At 65.7% G+C, this 18,406-nt stretch carries 18 protein-coding genes; 8 read left to right on the top strand and 10 right to left on the bottom strand.

Translation table 11 applies throughout. The features are described 5' to 3' along the window. Positions 1-2: 2 nt before the first annotated feature. Genes cysC through ACIBW7_RS18485 form a run of 3 tightly spaced genes read right to left on the bottom strand, consistent with a single transcriptional unit; the run spans position 3 to position 3,693 of the window. On the bottom strand, positions 3-1,841 hold the full coding sequence (cysC, locus tag ACIBW7_RS18495) for an adenylyl-sulfate kinase (protein ID WP_397047655.1): 1,839 nt from the start codon (positions 1,839-1,841) through the stop codon (positions 3-5). Further along, positions 1,841-2,773, bottom strand: coding sequence for a sulfate adenylyltransferase subunit CysD (gene cysD, locus ACIBW7_RS18490; RefSeq protein ID WP_397047653.1), 933 nt, complete (start codon positions 2,771-2,773; stop codon positions 1,841-1,843). The genes cysC and cysD overlap by 1 nt, the downstream gene beginning before the upstream one ends. A 32-nt stretch (positions 2,774-2,805) precedes the next feature. Beyond that, complete coding sequence (locus ACIBW7_RS18485; RefSeq protein ID WP_397047651.1) at positions 2,806-3,693, bottom strand: helix-turn-helix domain-containing protein; 888 nt, start codon at positions 3,691-3,693, stop codon at positions 2,806-2,808. Between the two features lie 89 nt (positions 3,694-3,782). Between ACIBW7_RS18485 and ACIBW7_RS18480 the strand changes: the two genes are divergently transcribed. The 3 genes from ACIBW7_RS18480 to ACIBW7_RS18470 are packed head-to-tail and all read left to right on the top strand — an operon-like array spanning position 3,783 to position 6,895. Beyond that, the gene (locus ACIBW7_RS18480; RefSeq protein ID WP_397047649.1) at positions 3,783-4,946 is read left to right on the top strand and encodes a hypothetical protein; all 1,164 of its coding nucleotides are present in this window, start codon (positions 3,783-3,785) and stop codon (positions 4,944-4,946) included. Beyond that, positions 4,946-5,722, top strand: coding sequence for an SDR family oxidoreductase (locus ACIBW7_RS18475; RefSeq protein WP_397047647.1), 777 nt, complete (start codon positions 4,946-4,948; stop codon positions 5,720-5,722). The genes ACIBW7_RS18480 and ACIBW7_RS18475 overlap by 1 nt, the downstream gene beginning before the upstream one ends. Before the next feature lie 9 nt (positions 5,723-5,731). Next, a complete protein-coding gene (locus tag ACIBW7_RS18470) occupies positions 5,732-6,895 on the top strand; it encodes a sulfotransferase family protein (RefSeq protein WP_397047645.1) in 1,164 nt (387 codons plus the stop codon). An 87-nt stretch (positions 6,896-6,982) separates the two neighbouring features. Here the strand turns inward: ACIBW7_RS18470 and ACIBW7_RS18465 are convergent, their stop codons facing one another. Then, complete coding sequence (locus ACIBW7_RS18465; protein WP_397047643.1) at positions 6,983-7,654, bottom strand: PaaI family thioesterase; 672 nt, start codon at positions 7,652-7,654, stop codon at positions 6,983-6,985. 289 nt (positions 7,655-7,943) lie between these two features. Then, a complete protein-coding gene (locus ACIBW7_RS18460; RefSeq protein ID WP_397048178.1) occupies positions 7,944-8,267 on the bottom strand; it encodes an alpha/beta hydrolase fold domain-containing protein in 324 nt (107 codons plus the stop codon). Between the two features lie 238 nt (positions 8,268-8,505). Between ACIBW7_RS18460 and ACIBW7_RS18455 the strand changes: the two genes are divergently transcribed. Then, a complete protein-coding gene (locus ACIBW7_RS18455) occupies positions 8,506-9,159 on the top strand; it encodes an HAD family hydrolase (RefSeq protein WP_397047641.1) in 654 nt (217 codons plus the stop codon). Positions 9,160-9,221: 62 nt separating this feature from the next. On the opposite strand, the gene ACIBW7_RS18450 is transcribed toward ACIBW7_RS18455, so the two are convergent. Further along, a complete protein-coding gene (locus tag ACIBW7_RS18450; protein WP_397047639.1) occupies positions 9,222-9,815 on the bottom strand; it encodes a TetR/AcrR family transcriptional regulator in 594 nt (197 codons plus the stop codon). Between the two features lie 21 nt (positions 9,816-9,836). On the opposite strand from ACIBW7_RS18450, the gene ACIBW7_RS18445 reads away from it, so the two are divergent. Further along, on the top strand, positions 9,837-10,205 hold the full coding sequence (locus tag ACIBW7_RS18445) for a hypothetical protein (protein ID WP_397047637.1): 369 nt from the start codon (positions 9,837-9,839) through the stop codon (positions 10,203-10,205). Continuing rightward, positions 10,202-10,705 (top strand): hypothetical protein, encoded by a 504-nt coding sequence (locus ACIBW7_RS18440; protein ID WP_397047635.1) that lies wholly within the window; start codon positions 10,202-10,204, stop codon positions 10,703-10,705. The genes ACIBW7_RS18445 and ACIBW7_RS18440 overlap by 4 nt, the downstream gene beginning before the upstream one ends. 213 nt (positions 10,706-10,918) lie before the next feature. Here the strand turns inward: ACIBW7_RS18440 and ACIBW7_RS18435 are convergent, their stop codons facing one another. The 4 genes from ACIBW7_RS18435 to ACIBW7_RS18420 form a co-directional block, all read right to left on the bottom strand. Continuing rightward, positions 10,919-12,175, bottom strand: a complete 1,257-nt coding sequence (locus tag ACIBW7_RS18435; protein ID WP_397047633.1) for an RNA polymerase sigma factor — start codon at positions 12,173-12,175, stop codon at positions 10,919-10,921. An 8-nt stretch (positions 12,176-12,183) separates the two neighbouring features. Beyond that, positions 12,184-12,531, bottom strand: a complete 348-nt coding sequence (locus ACIBW7_RS18430; RefSeq protein ID WP_387292548.1) for a YciI family protein — start codon at positions 12,529-12,531, stop codon at positions 12,184-12,186. 109 nt (positions 12,532-12,640) lie between these two features. Beyond that, a complete protein-coding gene (locus ACIBW7_RS18425) occupies positions 12,641-13,444 on the bottom strand; it encodes an ABC transporter ATP-binding protein (RefSeq protein ID WP_397047630.1) in 804 nt (267 codons plus the stop codon). 26 nt (positions 13,445-13,470) lie between these two features. Continuing rightward, a complete protein-coding gene (locus tag ACIBW7_RS18420; RefSeq protein ID WP_397047628.1) occupies positions 13,471-14,142 on the bottom strand; it encodes a FadR/GntR family transcriptional regulator in 672 nt (223 codons plus the stop codon). A 169-nt stretch (positions 14,143-14,311) separates the two neighbouring features. Between ACIBW7_RS18420 and ACIBW7_RS18415 the strand changes: the two genes are divergently transcribed. Further along, positions 14,312-16,051 (top strand): 2-isopropylmalate synthase, encoded by a 1,740-nt coding sequence (locus ACIBW7_RS18415; protein WP_397047626.1) that lies wholly within the window; start codon positions 14,312-14,314, stop codon positions 16,049-16,051. Between the two features lie 79 nt (positions 16,052-16,130). After that, a complete protein-coding gene (locus ACIBW7_RS18410) occupies positions 16,131-18,404 on the top strand; it encodes a LuxR C-terminal-related transcriptional regulator (protein WP_397047624.1) in 2,274 nt (757 codons plus the stop codon). Positions 18,405-18,406 lie beyond the last annotated feature (2 nt).

Here is an 18,406-nt window from a genome sequence, read left to right as displayed (position 1 = left end):
GGTCAGTCCAGATCCGCCAGCTCGGCGAGGATGGTCGCGGCCATGGCCGCCGGATCGCCGTCCTCGGGCCGCAGCACCAGCTCGGCTCGGGTCGGTGCCTCGTAGGGGTCGTCGATGCCGGTGAAACCGCGGATCTCACCGGCACGGGCCTTGGCGTACATACCCTTGGGGTCGCGGGCTTCGCAGATCTCCAGTGGTGTATCCACGAAGATTTCGACGAAGGGGATGCCTGCGGCCTCGTGCACGGCACGGACCTTGTTGCGATCAGCGGCGTAGGGACTGATCAAGGAAACTACCGCGACCACACCGGCTTCGGCGAACAGCCGCGCCACTTCGCCCACGCGGCGGATGTTCTCGACACGGTCGGCGGCGCTGAAGCCGAGGTCGGCATTGAGGCCGTGTCGCAGGTTGTCACCGTCGAGCAGGAAAGCGGGGCGGCCTGCCGCGACCAGGCGACGCTCCAGTTCCACTGCGACAGAGGACTTTCCGGATCCCGACAGCCCCGTCAGCCAGACGGTCAGTCCGGTGGTGGGGCGCTCGTCGCGGCCGACGGCGGTGGAATGCCAGACGACGCGGGAGGAGGGGAGGGTGGGTCCGGTGATCATGCCCGCGGCGACGGTGTTGTTGGTGGTGTCGTCGACCAGGATGAAGCTGCCGGTGGTGCGGTTGCGGCGGTACGGATCGAAGAGCAGGGGTTGGCGGGTGCGTAGTTGGATGCGCCCTATCTCGTTGAGCGACAACGAATTCGCGCTCTCGTCGCGATGCAGGGTATTCACGTCGAGGCGGTAGTCCAGGGTGCGCACCTCGGCCGTCGCGGTGCGGGTGGTGTGCCGGATGGTGTAGGTGGCGCCGGGGGTGAGTTCGCAATCCTCGGCGAACCAGCACACCATCGCGTCCAGATCGCGTCCGACATGCGGTCGGTTCGCGGGGCGGCAGATCAGATCGCCACGGGAAACGTCGAGGTGGTCGGCGAGCTGGATGGTGACGGCTTGCGGCGGAAAGGCTTCGGCCACGGGCTTGCCGCCCGGACCCCAGATCGCCTCGACCGTGGTGGTGAATCCCGAAGGCAGTACCGCGACTTCGTCGCCCGGCTTGAAGACACCACCGGACACAGTGCCCGCGTACCCGCGGAAATCGGTTGCGTGCCTGCGGGTCACATACTGCACCGGGAATCGCGCGTCGATGAGGTTGCGGTCGGAGGCGATATGCACCTCTTCGAGGTGGTGCAGCAGGGGCGAGCCTTCGTACCACGGCATGCTCGCACCACGGTGCACGATATTGTCTCCGTGCAGTGCCGACATCGGGATGAAGGACAGATCGGCGACATCGAGTTTCGTTGCGAAGCCGGTGAATTCCTCCCGGATCTCTTCGAACCGGTCCCGCGACCATCCGGCCAGATCCATCTTGTTCACGCACAGCACCAGGTGTGGGATGCCGAGCAGGCTGGCCAGGAAGGCATGTCGCCGAGTCTGTTCCACAATGCCCTTGCGTGCGTCCACCAGGATCAGCGCGAGATCAGCGGTGGAGGCGCCGGTGACCATATTGCGGGTGTACTGGATGTGGCCCGGGGTGTCGGCGATGATGAATTTGCGCCGGGGCGTTGCGAAGTAGCGGTGCGCCACGTCGATGGTGATGCCCTGTTCGCGTTCGGCGCGCAGCCCGTCGGTGAGCAGCGCCAGATCCGGATAGTCGTCACCGCGCGCCTTGCTGGTTGCCTCTACCGCGGCGAGCTGATCGGTGAAGATCGTTTTGGAGTCGAACAGCAGACGCCCGATCAGCGTCGATTTACCGTCGTCGACGCTGCCGGCGGTGGCCAGCCGCAACAGGGTGGTGGTGGTCATCAGAAATACCCTTCGCGTTTACGGTCTTCCATGCCTGCCTCGGAAATACGGTCATCGGCGCGGGTGGCGCCGCGCTCGGTGATTCGGGTGGCGGCGACTTCGGTGACCACCTCGTCGGGGGTGGCTGCGGTCGATTCGACACAGCCGGTGCAGGTCGCGTCGCCGACGGTGCGGAATCGGACCGTGCTCTCGTACGGCTGCTCGCCGTCGAGCAGGGTGAGAAACCGTGTGTGTGCCAATAACATTCCGTCGCGCTGCACCACTTTTCGGCGGTGCGCGTAGTACAGCGGCGGCAGTTCGATGTCCTCGGCGGCGATGTAGTGCCAGATATCGAGCTCGGTCCAATTCGACAGCGGGAACACCCGGATGTGTTCGCCCTTGCTGTGGCGTCCGTTGTAGAGATTCCACAGTTCCGGTCGCTGATTGCGCGGATCCCACTGCCCGTATTCGTCGCGGAAGCTGAATACGCGCTCCTTAGCGCGTGCTTTCTCCTCGTCGCGGCGTGCGCCGCCGAATACCGCGTCATATCCGCCCGCACGGATCGAGCGCAGCAAAGTGGCTGTCTGCAAACGGTTTCGGGACGCGCGTGGTCCGGTTTCCTCGGTCACCCGGCCGGCGTCGATATCGTCTTGCACGCTGGCGACCACGAGTCGCAGCCCGAGCCGCTCGACCGTGCGGTCGCGGTATTCGATGACCTCGTCGAAATTGTGCCCGGTATCGATGTGCAGCACCGGGAACGGCAGCGGCGCCGGCCAGAAGGCCTTCGCCGCGAGGTGCAGCATGACCACCGAATCCTTGCCGCCGGAGAACAGCAGCACCGGCCGTTCGAAGGTCGCGGCGACTTCCCGGAAAATATATGCCGACTCGGCCTCGAGCGCGTCCAGATGAGGCAGCTCGTAGGTGCTCGCCGTCGACTTCGCGTACTGGCTCACACCCCAAAACTAGAACACGTTTCGGTCATTGGTCAATGGTCGGAATCCGGCTTGTGACCCCCGGATTCGGCGGTCACCCGATCCGCGGCCGCCACGAGTGCGGTTCCGCGACGGTCGATCTCGGCGCCGGTGATGGAGGCGCCGACGTACATCGTCAGCACCATGTTCTGTCTGCCGTCGCCGCCGTAGGTGGGTGCGGCGAGCAGGCTGACCGGATGTTCCTTGCGTGGGCGCAGATCGGTGCCGAGATAGACCCGCTCCCCGAGGCTGGTCACCAGTTCGCCGACGAGTTCGCGCACCTCATTGGGCAGGTCGCTGGCCGCGACCCCGGCCAGCAAAGCGTACAGCCGCCGACCGGCCGCGGTCAGGCTTTCGACCAGGTAGCCGCGCTCGCGGCACTCCACGACGATCCGGCGCAGCCGAGCCTCGTCCTGGCGCAGCGGCACCGTCGGCGGCTTGCGCAACCAGGCGTCGAAGGCCGCGTCGGTATCCCAGAGCACGTACATCAGGCCGACCGGCGGTGCGAAATGGTAGGCCGCGCCCACCTTGACCAGGCCCGGACCCGTGCTCTCCAGCACCATGATCTGCTCGCCGACCACGGCCGATGCGGTACAGGTGGTGCGGTAGAGCGCGGTGAGTTTCTCCAGCTCGGCGCGCGCGATGGAGGCGATGGCGAAGCTGTCCTGCGCGACCCGGCCCGCGGCGATAAGCGCAGGTCCGAGGCCATAGGTGCGGGTGTTCGGGTCGCGCATCAGATAGCCGCCGGCGGTCAGCTCGGTGAGGATGCCCAGGCAGGTCGGTTTGGCCAGGTCGAGTTCGCGGGCCAGTTCGGAGAGTCCGAAGCGTTTGCCGCGCCGCTCGACGAAGAAATCCAGCACTTGGACCACCCGTGCGGTCGGGGCGGATCTGCGGGCAACCATGGACAACTCCTAGAACAGGTTCTAATCTTGCTCATATCGAAATGTACCAGAGCGGTACATATTTGGAACAGCTACTTCGGAGAAGCCTCTTGCTGACACAGCCGTTCGCGGAAGCCATCGCCGCCGCCGAGGAGATCATCACCGGCGCACCGCATATTCGGACCGAACAGGACCTCGTCGAGGGTTACGACTACCTCGCGGGCAGTATTCGCGCCTCCATCCAGATGGCGTGGGCCTTCGAGCGGGACTTTCCGTTCTTCGTCATGTCCACCGGGCCGTATACGAAAATGGGTCTGGACAATCCGGACACCCTCTACTTCCACTCGTATCTGCGCCCCGACGCCGAGTATGTGGTGACCGGAACTCGCGGCACCACCCGTGACCTCAGCTTCCAGGTGCTCAACGGCAACTACTCGCCGGTGGACGTCCCCGACAGCGAGACCGCCTTCGATGCCCGCGCCCTCGATATCGCGGCCGACGGGTCCTACGAACTCCGTCTCGGCCCCGGCGAGGCGCGCCCCGGCTATGTTCATCTCGCGCCCGACTCCGCCATGCTCGTGGTGCGTGAGGTACACAGCGACTGGGCCACCGAGAAGTCCGGCACGATCCGCATCCAGCGGGTGGACCGGATCGGCGACGCACCGCCGCCGCTGACCAGGGACCTGATGAGCAAGCGGTACGACATCGCCGGGAAAATGCTGGTATCGCGGCTGAATACCTTCCTGGCGTTCCCGAAGTGGTTCTATCTCAATCTGCCGGTCAATACGATGACCGAACCGCGCTCCACCCCGGGCGGACTGACCACGCAGTTCTCCTCCGTCGGTCACTACGAACTCGACGACGATCAGGTCATGATCCTCACGGTGCCCAAATCGGATGCGCCGTACCAGGGTTTCCAACTCGGCAGCATGTGGTACCTGTCGCTGGACTACATCAACCACCAGACCAGCCTTACCGCCGACCAGGCGCGCGTGGATCCGGACGGGATGATCCGGCTCGTGATCAGCGAGCGAGATCCCGGACTGACCAACTGGATCGAGCGCACCGGGCATGCGCGCGGGTACCTGCAGTTCCGCTGGCAACAGCTGTCGCGGGATCTGAAGCCCGAGGACGGGCCGAGGGTGGAGGTGGTATCGGTCGCCGAATTACCCGAGCGGCTGCCGTACTACCAGGAATCCCGGGTCACGCCCGAGGAATGGAAGGCGCGGATCGCGGCGCGTCAGGTTGCCGTCGCGGAGAGGATGCTCGGCTGATGTTGTTGCAAGACAAGGTGGTTGTCGTCTCCGGGGTCGGTCCGGGGTTGGGCCGGGCCATCGCGGTACAGAGTGCACGCGCCGGCGCCGATGTGGTGCTGGCCTCGCGGACCGAATCGCGACTGACCGAGGTGGCCAAGGAGATCACCGAACTCGGCAGGCGCGCGGTGGTGGTGCCGACCGATATCAACGATGAAGCGGCGGTGACGAATCTGGTCGAGACGGCGCAGAGCGCCTTCGGCCACGTCGACACCCTGGTGAACAATGCCTTCGCGATTCCGCCGATCACCGATCTGGCCGATGTCGATCTCGATGACGTGCGCGCCGGTTTCGAGACGAATGTGCTTGCCGCACTGCGGTTGACGCGTCTGTTCGTGCCCGCGCTCACCGAGTCCAAGGGTTCGGTGGTCATGATCAATTCGGCGGTGCTGCGGCATTCGCGGCGCACCTTCGGGCCGTACAAGATGGCCAAGGCGAGCCTGCTCGCGCTGGCGCAGAGCCTGGCCACCGAACTCGGGCCGAAGGGCATTCGGGTGAATACCATTGCGCCCGGATACATCTGGGCCGACAACCTGAAGTGGTACTTCAACTATCAGGCCGAGCAGCGCGGGATCACCCCCGAAGAGGTATATGCCGAAACTGCCAAGACCATCGATCTGCGCAAGCTGCCCGAACCCGATGAGATCGCCGATGCCGTGGTCTTTTTCGCCTCGCATCTGGCGCGTGCGATCACCGGCGCCTGCCTGGATGTCAACGGCGGCGAATACCACCACTAGGAGATGACTGTGATCGGCAGAGACGACGTCGGCACCATCGACGATCTGCACGCCTCGGCGACCAAGGTCGTCGGATTGAGCGATTTCGGCGACGACGGCTACCGCGAGGGGCTGGCAGTGCTGCTCGAGTCCTATGCCAAGGAAGCCGAGCTGACGCCGTTCGGCAATAAAGTCAATCGGGCCTTCCTGCGCGGTGCGCTGATCGCCCGGTTGCTGAGTGAGGCTGCGTGGCAACGCTTTCCGGAACATGCCGAGGTCACAATAGCGCGCCCGATCTTCGTGACCGGGCTGCCGCGTTCGGGTACCACGGCGGTGCATCGGCTGCTCAATGCGGATCCGGCGCATCAGGGCCTGGAAATGTGGCTCACCGAGATGCCGCAGCCGCGGCCACCGCGTGCGACCTGGGCGGACAATCCGGTGTATCAGCGGATCGAGGCGGCATTCGAGCAGCATCATGTGGAACATCCGGAATTCATGGGCGTGCACCATATTTCGGCGGACCAGGTGGAGGAGTGCTGGCAGCTGCTGCGGCAGTCGCTGATGTCGGTGTCCTACGAATGCCTCGGCTATCTGCCCGGCTATTCCGAGTGGTTGCGCGAACAGGATTGGACCGATGCCTATCGCAGGCATCGGCGCAACCTGCAGTTGATCGGGATGCCCGATGCCGACCGGCGGTGGGTATTGAAGAACCCGAGTCATTTGTTCGCGCTGGACGCGATCTTCGAGGTGTATCCGGATGCGCTGGTGATCCAGATGCACCGGGATCCGCGCACCATCATCGCCTCGGTGTGCAGTCTGAACGAGCAGGCCTCGGCGGGATGGTCGGAGAAGTTCCGCGGTCCGGTCGTCGGTGCCGCGCAGTTGGATCTGTGGGCCCGGGGAGCGGATAAATTCCTCGCGGATCGCAAGCGGCACAATGCCGCTCAGTTCTGCGATGTGTACTACGACGATTTCGTCGCCGACCCGATCGGCACCGTCGGATCGATCTACCGGCATTTCGATATCGAGCTGAGTCCCGAGGCCGAAGCCGCGATGACGGCATTGCATACGGAAAGCACCTCCGGAGCGGCGCGTCCCGTGCACCGCTACACGCTGGAGGACTTCGGTCTTACTGCGGCCCAGGTCGACGCGCGCTTCGCGGAGTACCGCAGCAGGCACTTCCCCACAAGCTAGCGGGTGGACCGAGATCAGGTCGAAGCCACGGCGGTATCGGTCGACGCCACCGGTTTCACCTGATCTCGGTACCCGCGAACTACCGGCTCACTGCTGCCCGGGTTTGAGCACGATGAACAGGCCGTTCGCCTCGGCGCAGAGGCGTTCGCCGTCGTGCAGGGTGGCCCGGACATAGACCTTGCGGCCCTCCTGCCGTTCGGTCCAGGCGTGCACCCGCAGTTCGGTGTCGAGGGGAGTGATGGAGCGGTAGTCGATGGTGAGCGATGCGGTGCGGGTCACCTCGCCCGCGTACACCGCGGCGGCCATACCGAGCAGATCGTCGAAGCCGACCGCGACCTGTCCACCGTGGGCGGCATTATTGCCGCCGAGGTGGAAGGTGCGGAAGGTGATGCGGGCTTCGATGCCGTCCTTGCCCGCCTTGTCGACGACGAACGGCGGCAGCGTGATGTTGCCGCGGGAGGGCAGGTCGACCCTGGTCCAGGTCGGCGCGGACCATTCGTCGACGATTGCCGTGTCCAACTTGTCGTTGAGCTGTTTGAGGATGCCGATCGTCTCCAGCGCGAGCTCATCGGTCGGGCACGCCAGCCTGGCCCGATCCATCAGGCTGCGCACCTGCTCGACGAACGCGCCGTAGTGCGGCCCGCCGCGCGAAATATCGAGCTCGTCCAGCTGTGCATTGATCAGCGCCGACATCGGCCGGAACCCGCCCTCGTGGTGCTCTTCGCTCGGCAGCGAGTTACCGACCTGCTCTTCATTCATATAGAACACGTTATCGGTTGCCGGTCGAATGCTCGTTCGGTGGGGCTGGAGCAGCGTGGCTACCGTCTGCAGACCTTCGCCACGAAGGCGGCGATCTCGTCCAGTGCGCGCTGAGCCTCCGGGATCGGGGAACAGCGGCCACACGTGCAGCATGGCAGGGTATTCGTGCCAGGAGAGCGGCACTCCGGAGTGTGCCGGAAGCGGCGTGCGTCGGAGTTGAGGATCTCTTGGGTACCGGTGAACAGGGCGATGGGCGGGAGTCCGTTCAGGTCCGCGAACAGCGGGCTGACTACCGGGTCGTAAGTGTCGAGGGCCCCGCGTACATGCGGGCCAGCTCGGCGACCCCGTGCGCGGGGACGATCGGGTCGATGTGGTCGAGGGCGGTAGTCGCAGGATCGCTGAGAGACGCGTCCAGGCATGGCGAGAGCAGTACCAGACCGGTCGGCCGAGGCACCCCGTCGGCGGTGGCTCGGACAACCAGCGAGAGTGCCGGATTGCCACCGGTCGAGTCGCCCATGACCGTCAGATCACCGTCGGGGACGCAGTCGGCGAGGTCTTCGTAGAGTGGCACCAGCCAATCGAAGACCTCTCGGGCGGTGTGTTCGGGTGCCAGCGGGGTACATCGGCACGGTGATAGTGCACTCGCATCGGCCGTACGCCGCTCTTGCGGCCGAGTCGTGGCTGGTTGCGCGCGTCGACATGATGGCCGAATGCGGGTGCGGGGTGGACTGGCCTAGTGTGGGTAATCGTTGTTCATCAGGTCCTCCGAAAACCCTCACCGTGGGGCGGGTCGATGGGCTGGCCATCGGGTCGTTGCCGAATGGTGTTGCCGGCGAAAGGCTTTGTCCCGTATGCACATTGCTGCTGTTGTCTTCGATATGGACGGCGTACTGATCGACTCGGAGCCGGTGTGGGAGCAGGTGCGCCGCGAGTATGTGGCGGAGCGCGGCGGGCGCTGGCTACCCGATACCCAGCAGCGGCTGATGGGGATGAGTACGGGGGAATGGTCGGACTATCTCAGTACCGAACTCGGTGTCGGTGCGACGCCGGAGACCGTGGCCAATGATGTGATCGATCGGATGGCCCAGCACTACGAGAAGTCGGTGCCGCTGTTGCCGGGGGCGGTCGAGGCAGTGCAGCGCATCAGCGAACACTGGCCACTCGCGGTGGCCAGTTCGTCGCCGCGGAGCTTGATCGACACCGTGCTCGGCCGCACCGGGCTGATCGAATTCTTCGGCGTCACCTTCTCGACCGAGGAGGTCGATCGGGGTAAGCCTGCACCCGATGTCTACGTGGCGGCCGCCGCCTTCCTGCGGCACAAGTCCACCGAATGCGCGGCCGTCGAGGATTCGAGCAACGGACTGCGCGCGGCACACGCCGCGGGGATGCGCGTCATCGCCGCGCCGCGTCCGGAATACCCGCCCGCCCCGGACGCCCTCGCCCTGGCCGCCGAGGTGATCGAGACCCTCGACAAACTCACCCCCGAACTCGTCGCCGGGGAGTGAATCCATCGCCGCAGCCGCCGGCGTAGCAGCTTTGACGAGCGGTGCGGCTCCCGAGACAGCGGTCAGGGGTGGTAGGACTCGAGCAGGGCGCGCGCGGCGGCGGTGAGGTCGGCCTCCAGCCAGTCGGGGAGGGCGGGGGCCTGGGCATGGCGGCGCAGAGCGGCGTAGGGGAGGTCCACCACGGCGCGGCTGACGGCGTCGATTTCGCGGTCGCCGTCGCGGCCGAAGCGGGCGGCGGCGATGCGGCGCAGGTAGTCGATGAGCGGTGCGTTCATCTGGTCGAGGCGGGCACGGAATTCCGCGTCCGGTCCGCCGTCGAGCAGATCGCTGGGGCGCAGGTTCAGCAAAAGCTTTGCGTCGTCGGGTAATTCGCGAGCGAAGTGAATGCTCGCCACGGCCATCGCGACACCGGCTTCCACCGGGTCCGGTTCGTCGGCGGCGGCCTTGACCCGGTCCTGGAAGCGTCCGAGCGCACGCAGCCAGGCCGCGGTCAGCACACCGTTGCGGTTGCCGAAGCGGTGATAGAGCGTGCCGACGGGTGCACCACTTGCCGCCGCGATCGCCGCGACGCTGGCGGCGCGGGGACCGTCGGTGAGCACGAGGGTGCGCGCTGCGTCGAGGATCACGTCGGTGTTGTGCTTGCGGGGAGGCGCCATGTACTAGTACGTTCCTTCTATATGGAGCGATTGCCCTACATAGATGAGCATGCCAGATCGGTGGACGCGAATCGCGATCGGGCGTGGAAAGCCTTGCTGAAAGTTGTCTGCAAGGATCCGAACGATCCGTCGAAGGCACCGACCGGGTTCGTGCTCGACGCCGCCGACGAGCCCGCTCGGCTGGCACTACGGGGGCGGCACTGGTTCTCGCGCTATGCGCTGGTCTTCGAACTCGACGAGCAGGGACCGAGCCGGACCCTGGTGCGAGCACAGAGCTGGGCCGAATTCCCCGGTCTGCACGGAAAGATATACCGCGCGTTGGTCATCGGCACCGGCGGCCACAAGATCGTGGTGCGCGATATGCTCCGCCGAATCGCGGCCGCGGCATGATCCCGGGGTTGGTCTGGGGTGCGACCGAGGCCGAATGCGAGCTTCCCCTGCCCTGTGACGAGGTGCAACCCGGCGGGGTGCAGGCGGATCGGGCTATCAGCATCGTTGCGCCACCCAATGTTGTGTACGGCTGGCTGTGCCAATTGCGGGTCGCGCCGTACAGTTACGACCTGCTCGACAACTTCGGCAGGCACAGCCCGCGCCACCGCGATCCGGTGCTCACCGAACTCGAAGTGGGACAGCGGTTCATGTCCGCGTTCACTCTCGTCTCCTTCGTGCTGTGCCGCCATATCACCCTGGTCTCCGGCAAGATCTGCGTCACCTATGCGGTGCGACCCGAAGGACATGGCACCCGGCTGACGGTCCGAATGCATTGCGGGGCACCGTGGCTCATCGCCCGTGTGCTGGCCCTCGGCGATGTGCTCATGATGCGCAAACAGTTGCTGACGCTGAAGGAACTGGCCGAGGCCGAGGCGCGCGCCACCGAGGTACAGCGATAGCCGAGCGCGGCGCGGGGCAGGGTGCGCACATGTCGAATTATGTTCAGCTCGGACCCGTCCGAACCTGGTAGGACGAAACCGGAGACGGCGAGCCGGTGCTGCTGATGCCGTGCCCATCGAGCACACGATCGCCCTCTACCGCGCGATCGCGGATTCCGAACTCGCCGTCATTCCCAGGGCCTCACATCTGCTGGTGGTCGAACACCATGCGGGTTATTCACATCCGGCCATCCGGTCCAGTAGCAGCGCCTGTTCGGCATTATTGCCGGTCAGCTCCGCCGCACGGGCGAATTCGGCACGCGCTTCGTCGGGTCGACCGAGTCGGTCGAGCAGATCGCCGCGGACAGCGGGGAGCAGGTGATAGTTGTCCAACGTACCGGTGGCGACGAGCGCGTCGACGAGTTCGAGACCCGCGGCGGGCCCGTGCACCATGCTGACCGCGACGGCCCGATTCAATTCGACGATCGGCGACGGAAAGCGTTCGGCGAGAACCGCATACAGGCCCGCGACGCGCCGCCAATCGGTCTCCTCGGTGCTCGGAGCCATGGCGTGCAATGTGGCGATCGCGGCTTGCAGCGCGTAGCGGCCCGGTCGTAACCCGCGATTGCGGCTGGCCGTATGGGAGCGGCCGAGTGCGGCGAAACCACGTCGGATCAGCAGTTGATCCCACCGGGAACGCTCCTGATCCGCCAGCAGGACAACGGTTTTCGTGGGGTTCATCCGTGCCGCCGAGCGTGATGCCTGTAATTCCAGCAGTGCGGCCAGGCCGTGTGTTTCCGGTTCGTCGGGCAGCAGATTCGCCAGCATCCGCGCCAAGCGCAAGGCGTCCTCGCACAATTCGACCCGGATCCAATCATCGCCCGCCGTCGCCGAATAGCCTTCGTTGAAGATCAGGTAGACGACCTCCAGCACCGAATCCAGGCGCCTGGCCAGCTCGTCACCGTGCGGCACCGCATATGGCACGCGCCTGGCGGCGATGGTGCGTTTGGCCCGAACAATGCGTTGGGCGACAGTCGATTCCGGTACGACGAAGGCCCGGGCGATCTCCTCGGTGGTCAATCCGCCGAGCAACCGCAGCGTCAATGCCACCCGGGCCGGTTGCGACAGCACCGGGTGACAGGCCGTGAAGATCATGCGCAGCAGGTCGTCTTCGATATCCTCCGCCGCCTCGGGCTCCGGACCGCTCCGGAGTTCATGACCGACCAGCGTCAGCTTGCGAGCGAGGTTCTGATTGCGGCGCACCCGATCGATCGCTCGATGTTTCGCGGTGAGCATGAGCCAGCCGCCCGGATTCGGCGGCACACCGTCGTGCGGCCACTGTTCCAAGGCGGCGACCAGCGCGTCCTGGGCGAGTTCCTCGGCGGCGTCGATATCGCCGACGATCCGGGTCAGCCCGGCTATCAGGCGCGGCCATTCCATTCGCCACACAGTTTCGACGGCATCGCGGATCTGCTCGGGCGACCGGCTCATCTATCGGATCAGCCCTCGACGACCTGGCGAATCTCGATCTCGATATCCCACTCCGGCCCGTGCACGCTCAGGAAGCGCGAGGTCCATTCCACTGCCTCCTGCTTCGTTTTCGTCTGCAGCAGGCAGTACCCGCCGACGACCTCCTTCGACTCGGTGAACGGACCATCGAGCACGGTCTGCTTGCCACCGGTCTGGGTGATCTTCGTGGCCTCGGTGATCGAATGCAGACCGGCGGTATCCAACAGCACCCCGGCCTTGGTCATTTCCTCGATCACCTTGTTGACCTGCTCGATCAGCGCCTCGTCGGGAACCGGCGCATTCGTCGGATCGACTCGGATCAGCATCATGTGTCGCATCTGGCCATCCTCGGTTCGGTGGTCGGCTTGTCCGACCCTCACTCAACGCATCGAACGGCATCGGCTCGAATCGACATTCTCCCGAATATTTTTCCGGAAGGCACATTCGTTACGCGGGCCAGGCCCGCACGGCGGCCCGCGCGGTCCAGCGGCCGTCGTCATAGCGGACCGCCACCGGGTGGTCGAAGGCCGCGCTCACGGTGTCCGTCGTGACCGTTTCGGCGGCGGGACCAGCGGCAACTGTCCGGCCGTCGGCGATGAGCAGCGCGTGGGTCGTGGTGCTCGGCAGTTCCTCCAGATGATGGGTGACCAGGATCGAGGCGACATCGGGATGGGTTTCGCCGAGTGCGTCGATGGTCTCGAGGAGTTGTTCGCGAGCCGCCACATCGAGTCCGGTGGACGGCTCGTCGAACAGCAGCAGGCGCGGCTCGGCGATGAGGGCACGCGCGATCAGGGTTCGGCCGCGTTCACCCTGCGACAGCGTCGGCCAGATCTCCTCGGCCTTACCTTTGAGGCCGACGGTGTCGATCATGGCGTCCGCCCGGCGCAGATCCTCCGGCGTGGGCGTCCAGCGCATCGGGGTGTCGATGGTGGCAGTGATGCCGGTGAGCACGACCTCGCGGACGGTCAGCGGATACCGCAGTGGATGGCGCGGATTCACATGCCCGATCGACTGGCGCAGCGGGGCCAGATCGACCCGGCCCATCCGCCGGCCGAGGATATCGACGGTGCCCGAGGTCGGGAAGGTGACCGCGGCGCAGAAGCCGAGCAGGGTGCTCTTGCCCGCGCCGTTGGGTCCGAGCAGCGCCCAGTGTTCGCCCGCGTGGACGGTCAGCGAGATGCCGTCGATGATCTGTTTGCCTTCGCGACGGAAGGTGACGTCGCTCAGTTGCAGCACTGGGGTTTCGGGCACGAGATGTCTCCGTTCGGTTCGGCGGGTCAGCTGAACGCGTCTTTCAAGGCCGTCAGATGCCTTCGGCTGAATTCCGCTGCGGCACTGGAATTTCGATGTGCGATCGCATCCGTGAGCCGAATGTGCGCGTCGTGGTCGGCGGGCTCGGAGGGGACCGGACGGATCCTGAGCATATCGATCATGGCCACCCGCAGCCTGGGGAGGAAGCTGTCGAAGAGTTGGGTGAGCACATCGTTGTGGGCGGCGACGATGACGGCGCGGTGGAATGCCATATCGGCATCGACGTGGTCGGCGATCGATTCGCCGTGCGCCTCCCGCGCGGCCAGCGCCCGGCGAATGGCGCGCAGGTCGGCCGGGGTGCGGCGCTGCGCGGCCAGAGCGGCGGCCTCGGCCTCGATCGCGATGCGCGCCTCGATGACCGCGGCGATGGTGGCGCGGCGCAGCACCACATCCCAGTCCTCGGTGACATCGAGCGCGGTCACGAAGACACCGGCGCCCTGACGACTGTCGAGCACGCCCCTACCCGCCAATTCGCGGATCGCCTCGCGCAGCGTCGAGCGCCCGACACCGAGTTGCACGGCGAGGGTCGTTTCACCCGGAAGGCGATGTCCCAGTGGCCATTCCCCGTTGCGGATGCGGGTGAGCAGCAGTTCCGCCGCCTGTGCCGCGAGGGGATGCCGCCGAACCTGCGAGACCATCCGAACCTCTCTACTTGTCTGAGGAGTTGTGTATAGTCTAGCAATCATGCGCACCATGCTTTTCCTCAGCCGCCACGGCGGGGCCTAACGACCGGCCGCCCGCCGTGGGGCTTCGTCATGGCCGGTCACCGTTCCCTGTGACGGCCGCGAAGGCCGGAAAGCAGCAATCATGACCATGTTCCCCACCATTGCCACGCCCGCCGGTGCCGTCTCGGCGTGGAACAGCCAGCGGCATTCGCAGATGCCGTCGCATCGCTACCGCAGTGTCTACGATCGCGTGGAAGTGCCACTCGCCGAACGTAGTTGGCCGAATGCCCGGCTCACCCACGCGCCGCTGTGGGTGCCGGTCGATCTGCGCGATGGCAACCAGGCGCTGGCCGAACCCATGGATCCGGTGCGCAAGCAGCGGTTCTTCGAACTGCTGGTTGCCATGGGCTACAAGGAGATCGAGGTCGGCTACCCGTCCGCATCGCAGACCGATTTCGATTTCGTCCGGCTGATCGCGCGCACCGATATTGCGCCGGAGGATGTCACGATCGTGGTTTTCACCCCGGCCCGACGCGATCTCATCGAGCGCACGGTGAAATCGGTGCGCGGTATCCGCAACCAGGTCGTCATCCACATGTACACCGCGACCGCGCCCATGTGGCGAAATGTGGTGCTGGGCAAGGACACCGGCGAGCTGCGCGAGCTGATCACGTCCGGTGGCCGCGACGTCCTCGAATTCGCCGGTGAGCTGCCGAATGTGCGATTCGAATTCTCGCCCGAGGTGTTCAATCTGACCGAACCGGATTTCGTACTCGATATCTGCGACCGCATGACGACCCTGTGGGACGCCACCCCGCAGCGGCCGGTGATCCTGAATCTGCCTGCCACGGTGGAGGTTGCGACACCGAATGTCTACGCCGACCAGATCGAATACATGCACAAGAACCTGGCCCGCCGCGACAGCGTCATCCTGTCGGTGCACCCGCACAATGACCGGGGTACCGGTATCGCATGCGCGGAGCTGGCCGTACTCGCCGGAGCGCAACGCGTGGAGGGCTGTGTCTTCGGCAATGGCGAACGCACCGGCAATGTCGATATCGCGACCATGGCGCTGAACCTGCACGCGCAGGGCGTCGATCCGATGATCGACTTCTCCGATATCGACGAGATCCGCAGGACCGTCGAGTACTGCACGCGCCTGCCGATCCACGAAAGGCATCCGTATGTAGGCGATCTCGTGCACACCGCGTTCTCCGGCACACATCAGGACGCGATCAAGAAGGGGATGGCCGAACATCGCGAACGGGCGGCTGCGACGGGTATCGACGAACGCGAACTCGATTGGCATGTCCCGTATCTGCCGATCGATCCGGCCGATATCGGGCGCAGCTATGACGCGGTGATCCGGGTGAATTCCCAGTCCGGCAAGGGCGGGATAGCGTACCTGCTGGAGTCCGAATACGGCCTGGAACTGCCGCGTCGACTGCAGATCGACTTCGCGCGACACGTGCAGGCGCGTACCGACGACACCGGTCTGGAGATCACCGCCGCCGAACTGCGCGAGCTGTTCGAGGTGACGTATCTGCACACCGAGGCGGCGTCGGTCGAGTTGACCGAATGGCGGACGACCGACGGATACACCGAGGTCACGTTGAGCATCGGTGGTGTCGCCGAGCGCACCGAACATCGCGATATCGGTCCCATCGAGGCGCTCACCGCGGCACTGGCCCGGGTGGGTTGTCCGGTCGAGGTGCTCGGATCGACCCAGCAATCGACCGGGGCGGGCAACGACGGGACCGCGATCACTTATCTCGAATACCGCATCGGTGCGCGGACCGGGTGGGCCTGCGGAGCCGGCGATTCGGTCCTCACCGCATCGCTGGCCGCCGTTATCCGAGCCGCGAACGCGATAGTCTCCTAACGGGTACCAATACGACATCTCGGTCAAAATGCCCGGGACGGCGGCCGCGCATGAAAAGGTATGCAGCGTGGTGCGGCACGTGACAGGGAACCTCCCCGCTGAGGTGACGAGCTTCGTAGGTCGTGACGCCGAGGTCGCCACGGCGCGCAAGCTGCTGTCCAGCACACGGCTGCTCACCCTGACCGGGCCGGGCGGCGTCGGGAAGACCCGGCTCAGCCGGCGGGTGGGGGAGACGGTGCGCCGCGCCTTTCCCGACGGTGTCTGGCTGGTCGAGATCGCGCATGTGCACGACGGGGATCTGGTGGCGTTGAGCGTCGCGCAGGCGCTCGGTCTGCGTGATGACACCACTTCACCCGTCGTCGGCCTGACCGAATTCCTGGCCGACAAGAGCCTGCTGTTGATCCTGGACAACTGCGAGCACTTGATCGGCGCATGTGCCGAACTCGTGGACCGACTGATTCCGACGACCGCCGACGTGCGGATCCTCGCGACCAGCCGTGAGTCGCTCGGGGTCGCCGGGGAACAAGTCATGCCGGTGCTGCCGCTCACGGTGCCGGAGGTGGACGAGGAGGAGGCACGCCCGGCGCACGTCGACAGCGATGCACTGCGGCTGCTGATCGATCGTGCCGTCGCCGCGAACCCCGATTTCCAGGTCACCGATGCCAATCGCGGCGCGCTCGCGGCGATCTGCCGTCGCCTGGACGGCATACCACTGGCGCTGGAACTGGCGGCATTGCGGTTGCGGATGTTCACACCGGATCAGGTGCTGGCACGCCTGGACGATGCGATACGGCTGCTCACCGCCGGGTTGCGCACCGCGCCGGAGCGGCAGCAGACCCTGGAGGCCGCCATCCGGTGGAGCTACGACCTGTGCACGCCGGATGAACAGCGCCTGTGGGAGCAGCTGTCGGTCTTCGCGGGTGGTTTCGATCTGGAGGCCGCGGAGGCGGTCTGCACGGTCCCGGACGCGCTGTTGGACGCGTTGACCGGGTTGGTGGACAAGTCGGTGCTCGGTCACCGGCAGAACAGCGACGGTACCGGGCGCTACACCATGCTCGAACCGTTGCGACAGTTCGCGTTGGCGCGATTGGTCGCCCGCGGTGGTGAGCGGGCGGTGCGGCTGCGTCATCGCGATTACTACCACGGGATCGCCGCGCAGGGACGCACCGCGTACTGGGGCAGCGAGGATGTCGCCTGGTTCCGTGACGTCACCCGCGAACATCCGAATCTGCGTGCGGCGCTGCAGTTCTCGCTCGCCGATCCGGAAAGCGCCCATCGCGCACTGGAAATCGCGACGGAACTGCGGCCGTTCTGGGAGCACTACCGCTTCCTGCTGGAGGGCTATCGCTGGCTCTTGGAGGCGCTGGAGAAGGATCTCGACCACACGAAGGATCGAGCGCGGGCACTGGCCGCCGCCTCGGTGATCGCCGCCATGCTGTCCGATCCGGAGACCGCGACGCGCTTCGCGGACGAATGTCTGCACATCGCAACGGAACTCGACGCCGAAGACGTGCTCGTCGAACATGCACTGCTCGCCGCGCTACTGGCATTCGCCAACGACGAACCGAGGCGGGCACTCGATATCGCCGAGGCGGCCTCGGACCGTGCGCGTGCCTGCGCCCACCACGGCGTCGAGATGGAGAGTTTGGCCTTCGCGTATGTGTGTGCGCTGGTGTTGGACGACGACCGGGCCGGCGCGGTCGCGGATCGCTTCCTCGCCAAGACCAAGGACTACGGCTCGCACCTGTTGGGCGGGCTGGGACATTGGGCGGTGGGCACCGACCGCTGGCGTAACGGCGAGCAGGACGCGGCGATTGCGGAGTTACGCAAGGCGGTTGAACTGTTCAGTCTGTTCGATCGGTGCGTGTGGACGGCGTCCGGTTTCGACGGACTCGCGTGGGTGGCGACGGCCGATGGCGATCTGAACCGTGCGGCACGGCTGATGGGGGCGGCGTCTACGGTGCGGCGCGGCAGTACCCAGCGGCTCGCCCATGAGATGACCGAATTCGTCGGTGACAAGGTGCGCCTACAGGTGCGCGATGCGATGGGCGAGAGGGAGTTTCAGGCCGCCTTCGATGGGGGTGCGGCCTTGGGGTTGGAGGAGGCGGTCGCTTTCGCGCTCGGCACCCCGTTGCGTGCTGCGCCGGTGAAAACCGTCGCGGCGGATGTGCTCACCCGGCGCGAACGTGAAGTCGCCCGGTTGATCGGGGCGGGTTACAGCAATAAGAGCATCGCGAGTGAGTTGGTGATTTCGATCCGGACCGTCGAGAGCCATGTCGACCACATTCTCACCAAGTTGGGCTTCACCTCGCGGACGCAGATCGCCGCGTGGGTCAGCCGGAATCAGATCTGAGG

Source organism: Nocardia sp. NPDC049526, assembly GCF_044465765.1.
Lineage (GTDB): Bacteria > Actinomycetota > Actinomycetes > Mycobacteriales > Mycobacteriaceae > Nocardia.
Note: the sequence above shows the minus strand (reverse complement) of the source record. Positions and strands in the feature narration are given on the sequence as shown.

Excerpts from the sequence above, each read along its gene's own strand:
- cysC (WP_397047655.1), bottom strand. The coding sequence starts at position 1,841 with ATGACCACCACCACCCTGTTGCGGCTGGCCACCGCCGGCAGCGTCGAC.
- ACIBW7_RS18485 (WP_397047651.1), bottom strand. The coding sequence starts at position 3,693 with ATGGTTGCCCGCAGATCCGCCCCGACCGCACGGGTGGTCCAAGTGCTG.
- ACIBW7_RS18475 (WP_397047647.1), top strand. The coding sequence starts at position 4,946 with ATGTTGTTGCAAGACAAGGTGGTTGTCGTCTCCGGGGTCGGTCCGGGG.
- ACIBW7_RS18465 (WP_397047643.1), bottom strand. The coding sequence starts at position 7,654 with ATGAATGAAGAGCAGGTCGGTAACTCGCTGCCGAGCGAAGAGCACCAC.
- ACIBW7_RS18455 (WP_397047641.1), top strand. The coding sequence starts at position 8,506 with ATGCACATTGCTGCTGTTGTCTTCGATATGGACGGCGTACTGATCGAC.
- ACIBW7_RS18450 (WP_397047639.1), bottom strand. The coding sequence starts at position 9,815 with ATGGCGCCTCCCCGCAAGCACAACACCGACGTGATCCTCGACGCAGCG.
- ACIBW7_RS18445 (WP_397047637.1), top strand. The coding sequence starts at position 9,837 with ATGGAGCGATTGCCCTACATAGATGAGCATGCCAGATCGGTGGACGCG.
- ACIBW7_RS18440 (WP_397047635.1), top strand. The coding sequence starts at position 10,202 with ATGATCCCGGGGTTGGTCTGGGGTGCGACCGAGGCCGAATGCGAGCTT.
- ACIBW7_RS18435 (WP_397047633.1), bottom strand. The coding sequence starts at position 12,175 with ATGAGCCGGTCGCCCGAGCAGATCCGCGATGCCGTCGAAACTGTGTGG.
- ACIBW7_RS18430 (WP_387292548.1), bottom strand. The coding sequence starts at position 12,531 with ATGCGACACATGATGCTGATCCGAGTCGATCCGACGAATGCGCCGGTT.
- ACIBW7_RS18420 (WP_397047628.1), bottom strand. The coding sequence starts at position 14,142 with ATGGTCTCGCAGGTTCGGCGGCATCCCCTCGCGGCACAGGCGGCGGAA.
- ACIBW7_RS18415 (WP_397047626.1), top strand. The coding sequence starts at position 14,312 with ATGACCATGTTCCCCACCATTGCCACGCCCGCCGGTGCCGTCTCGGCG.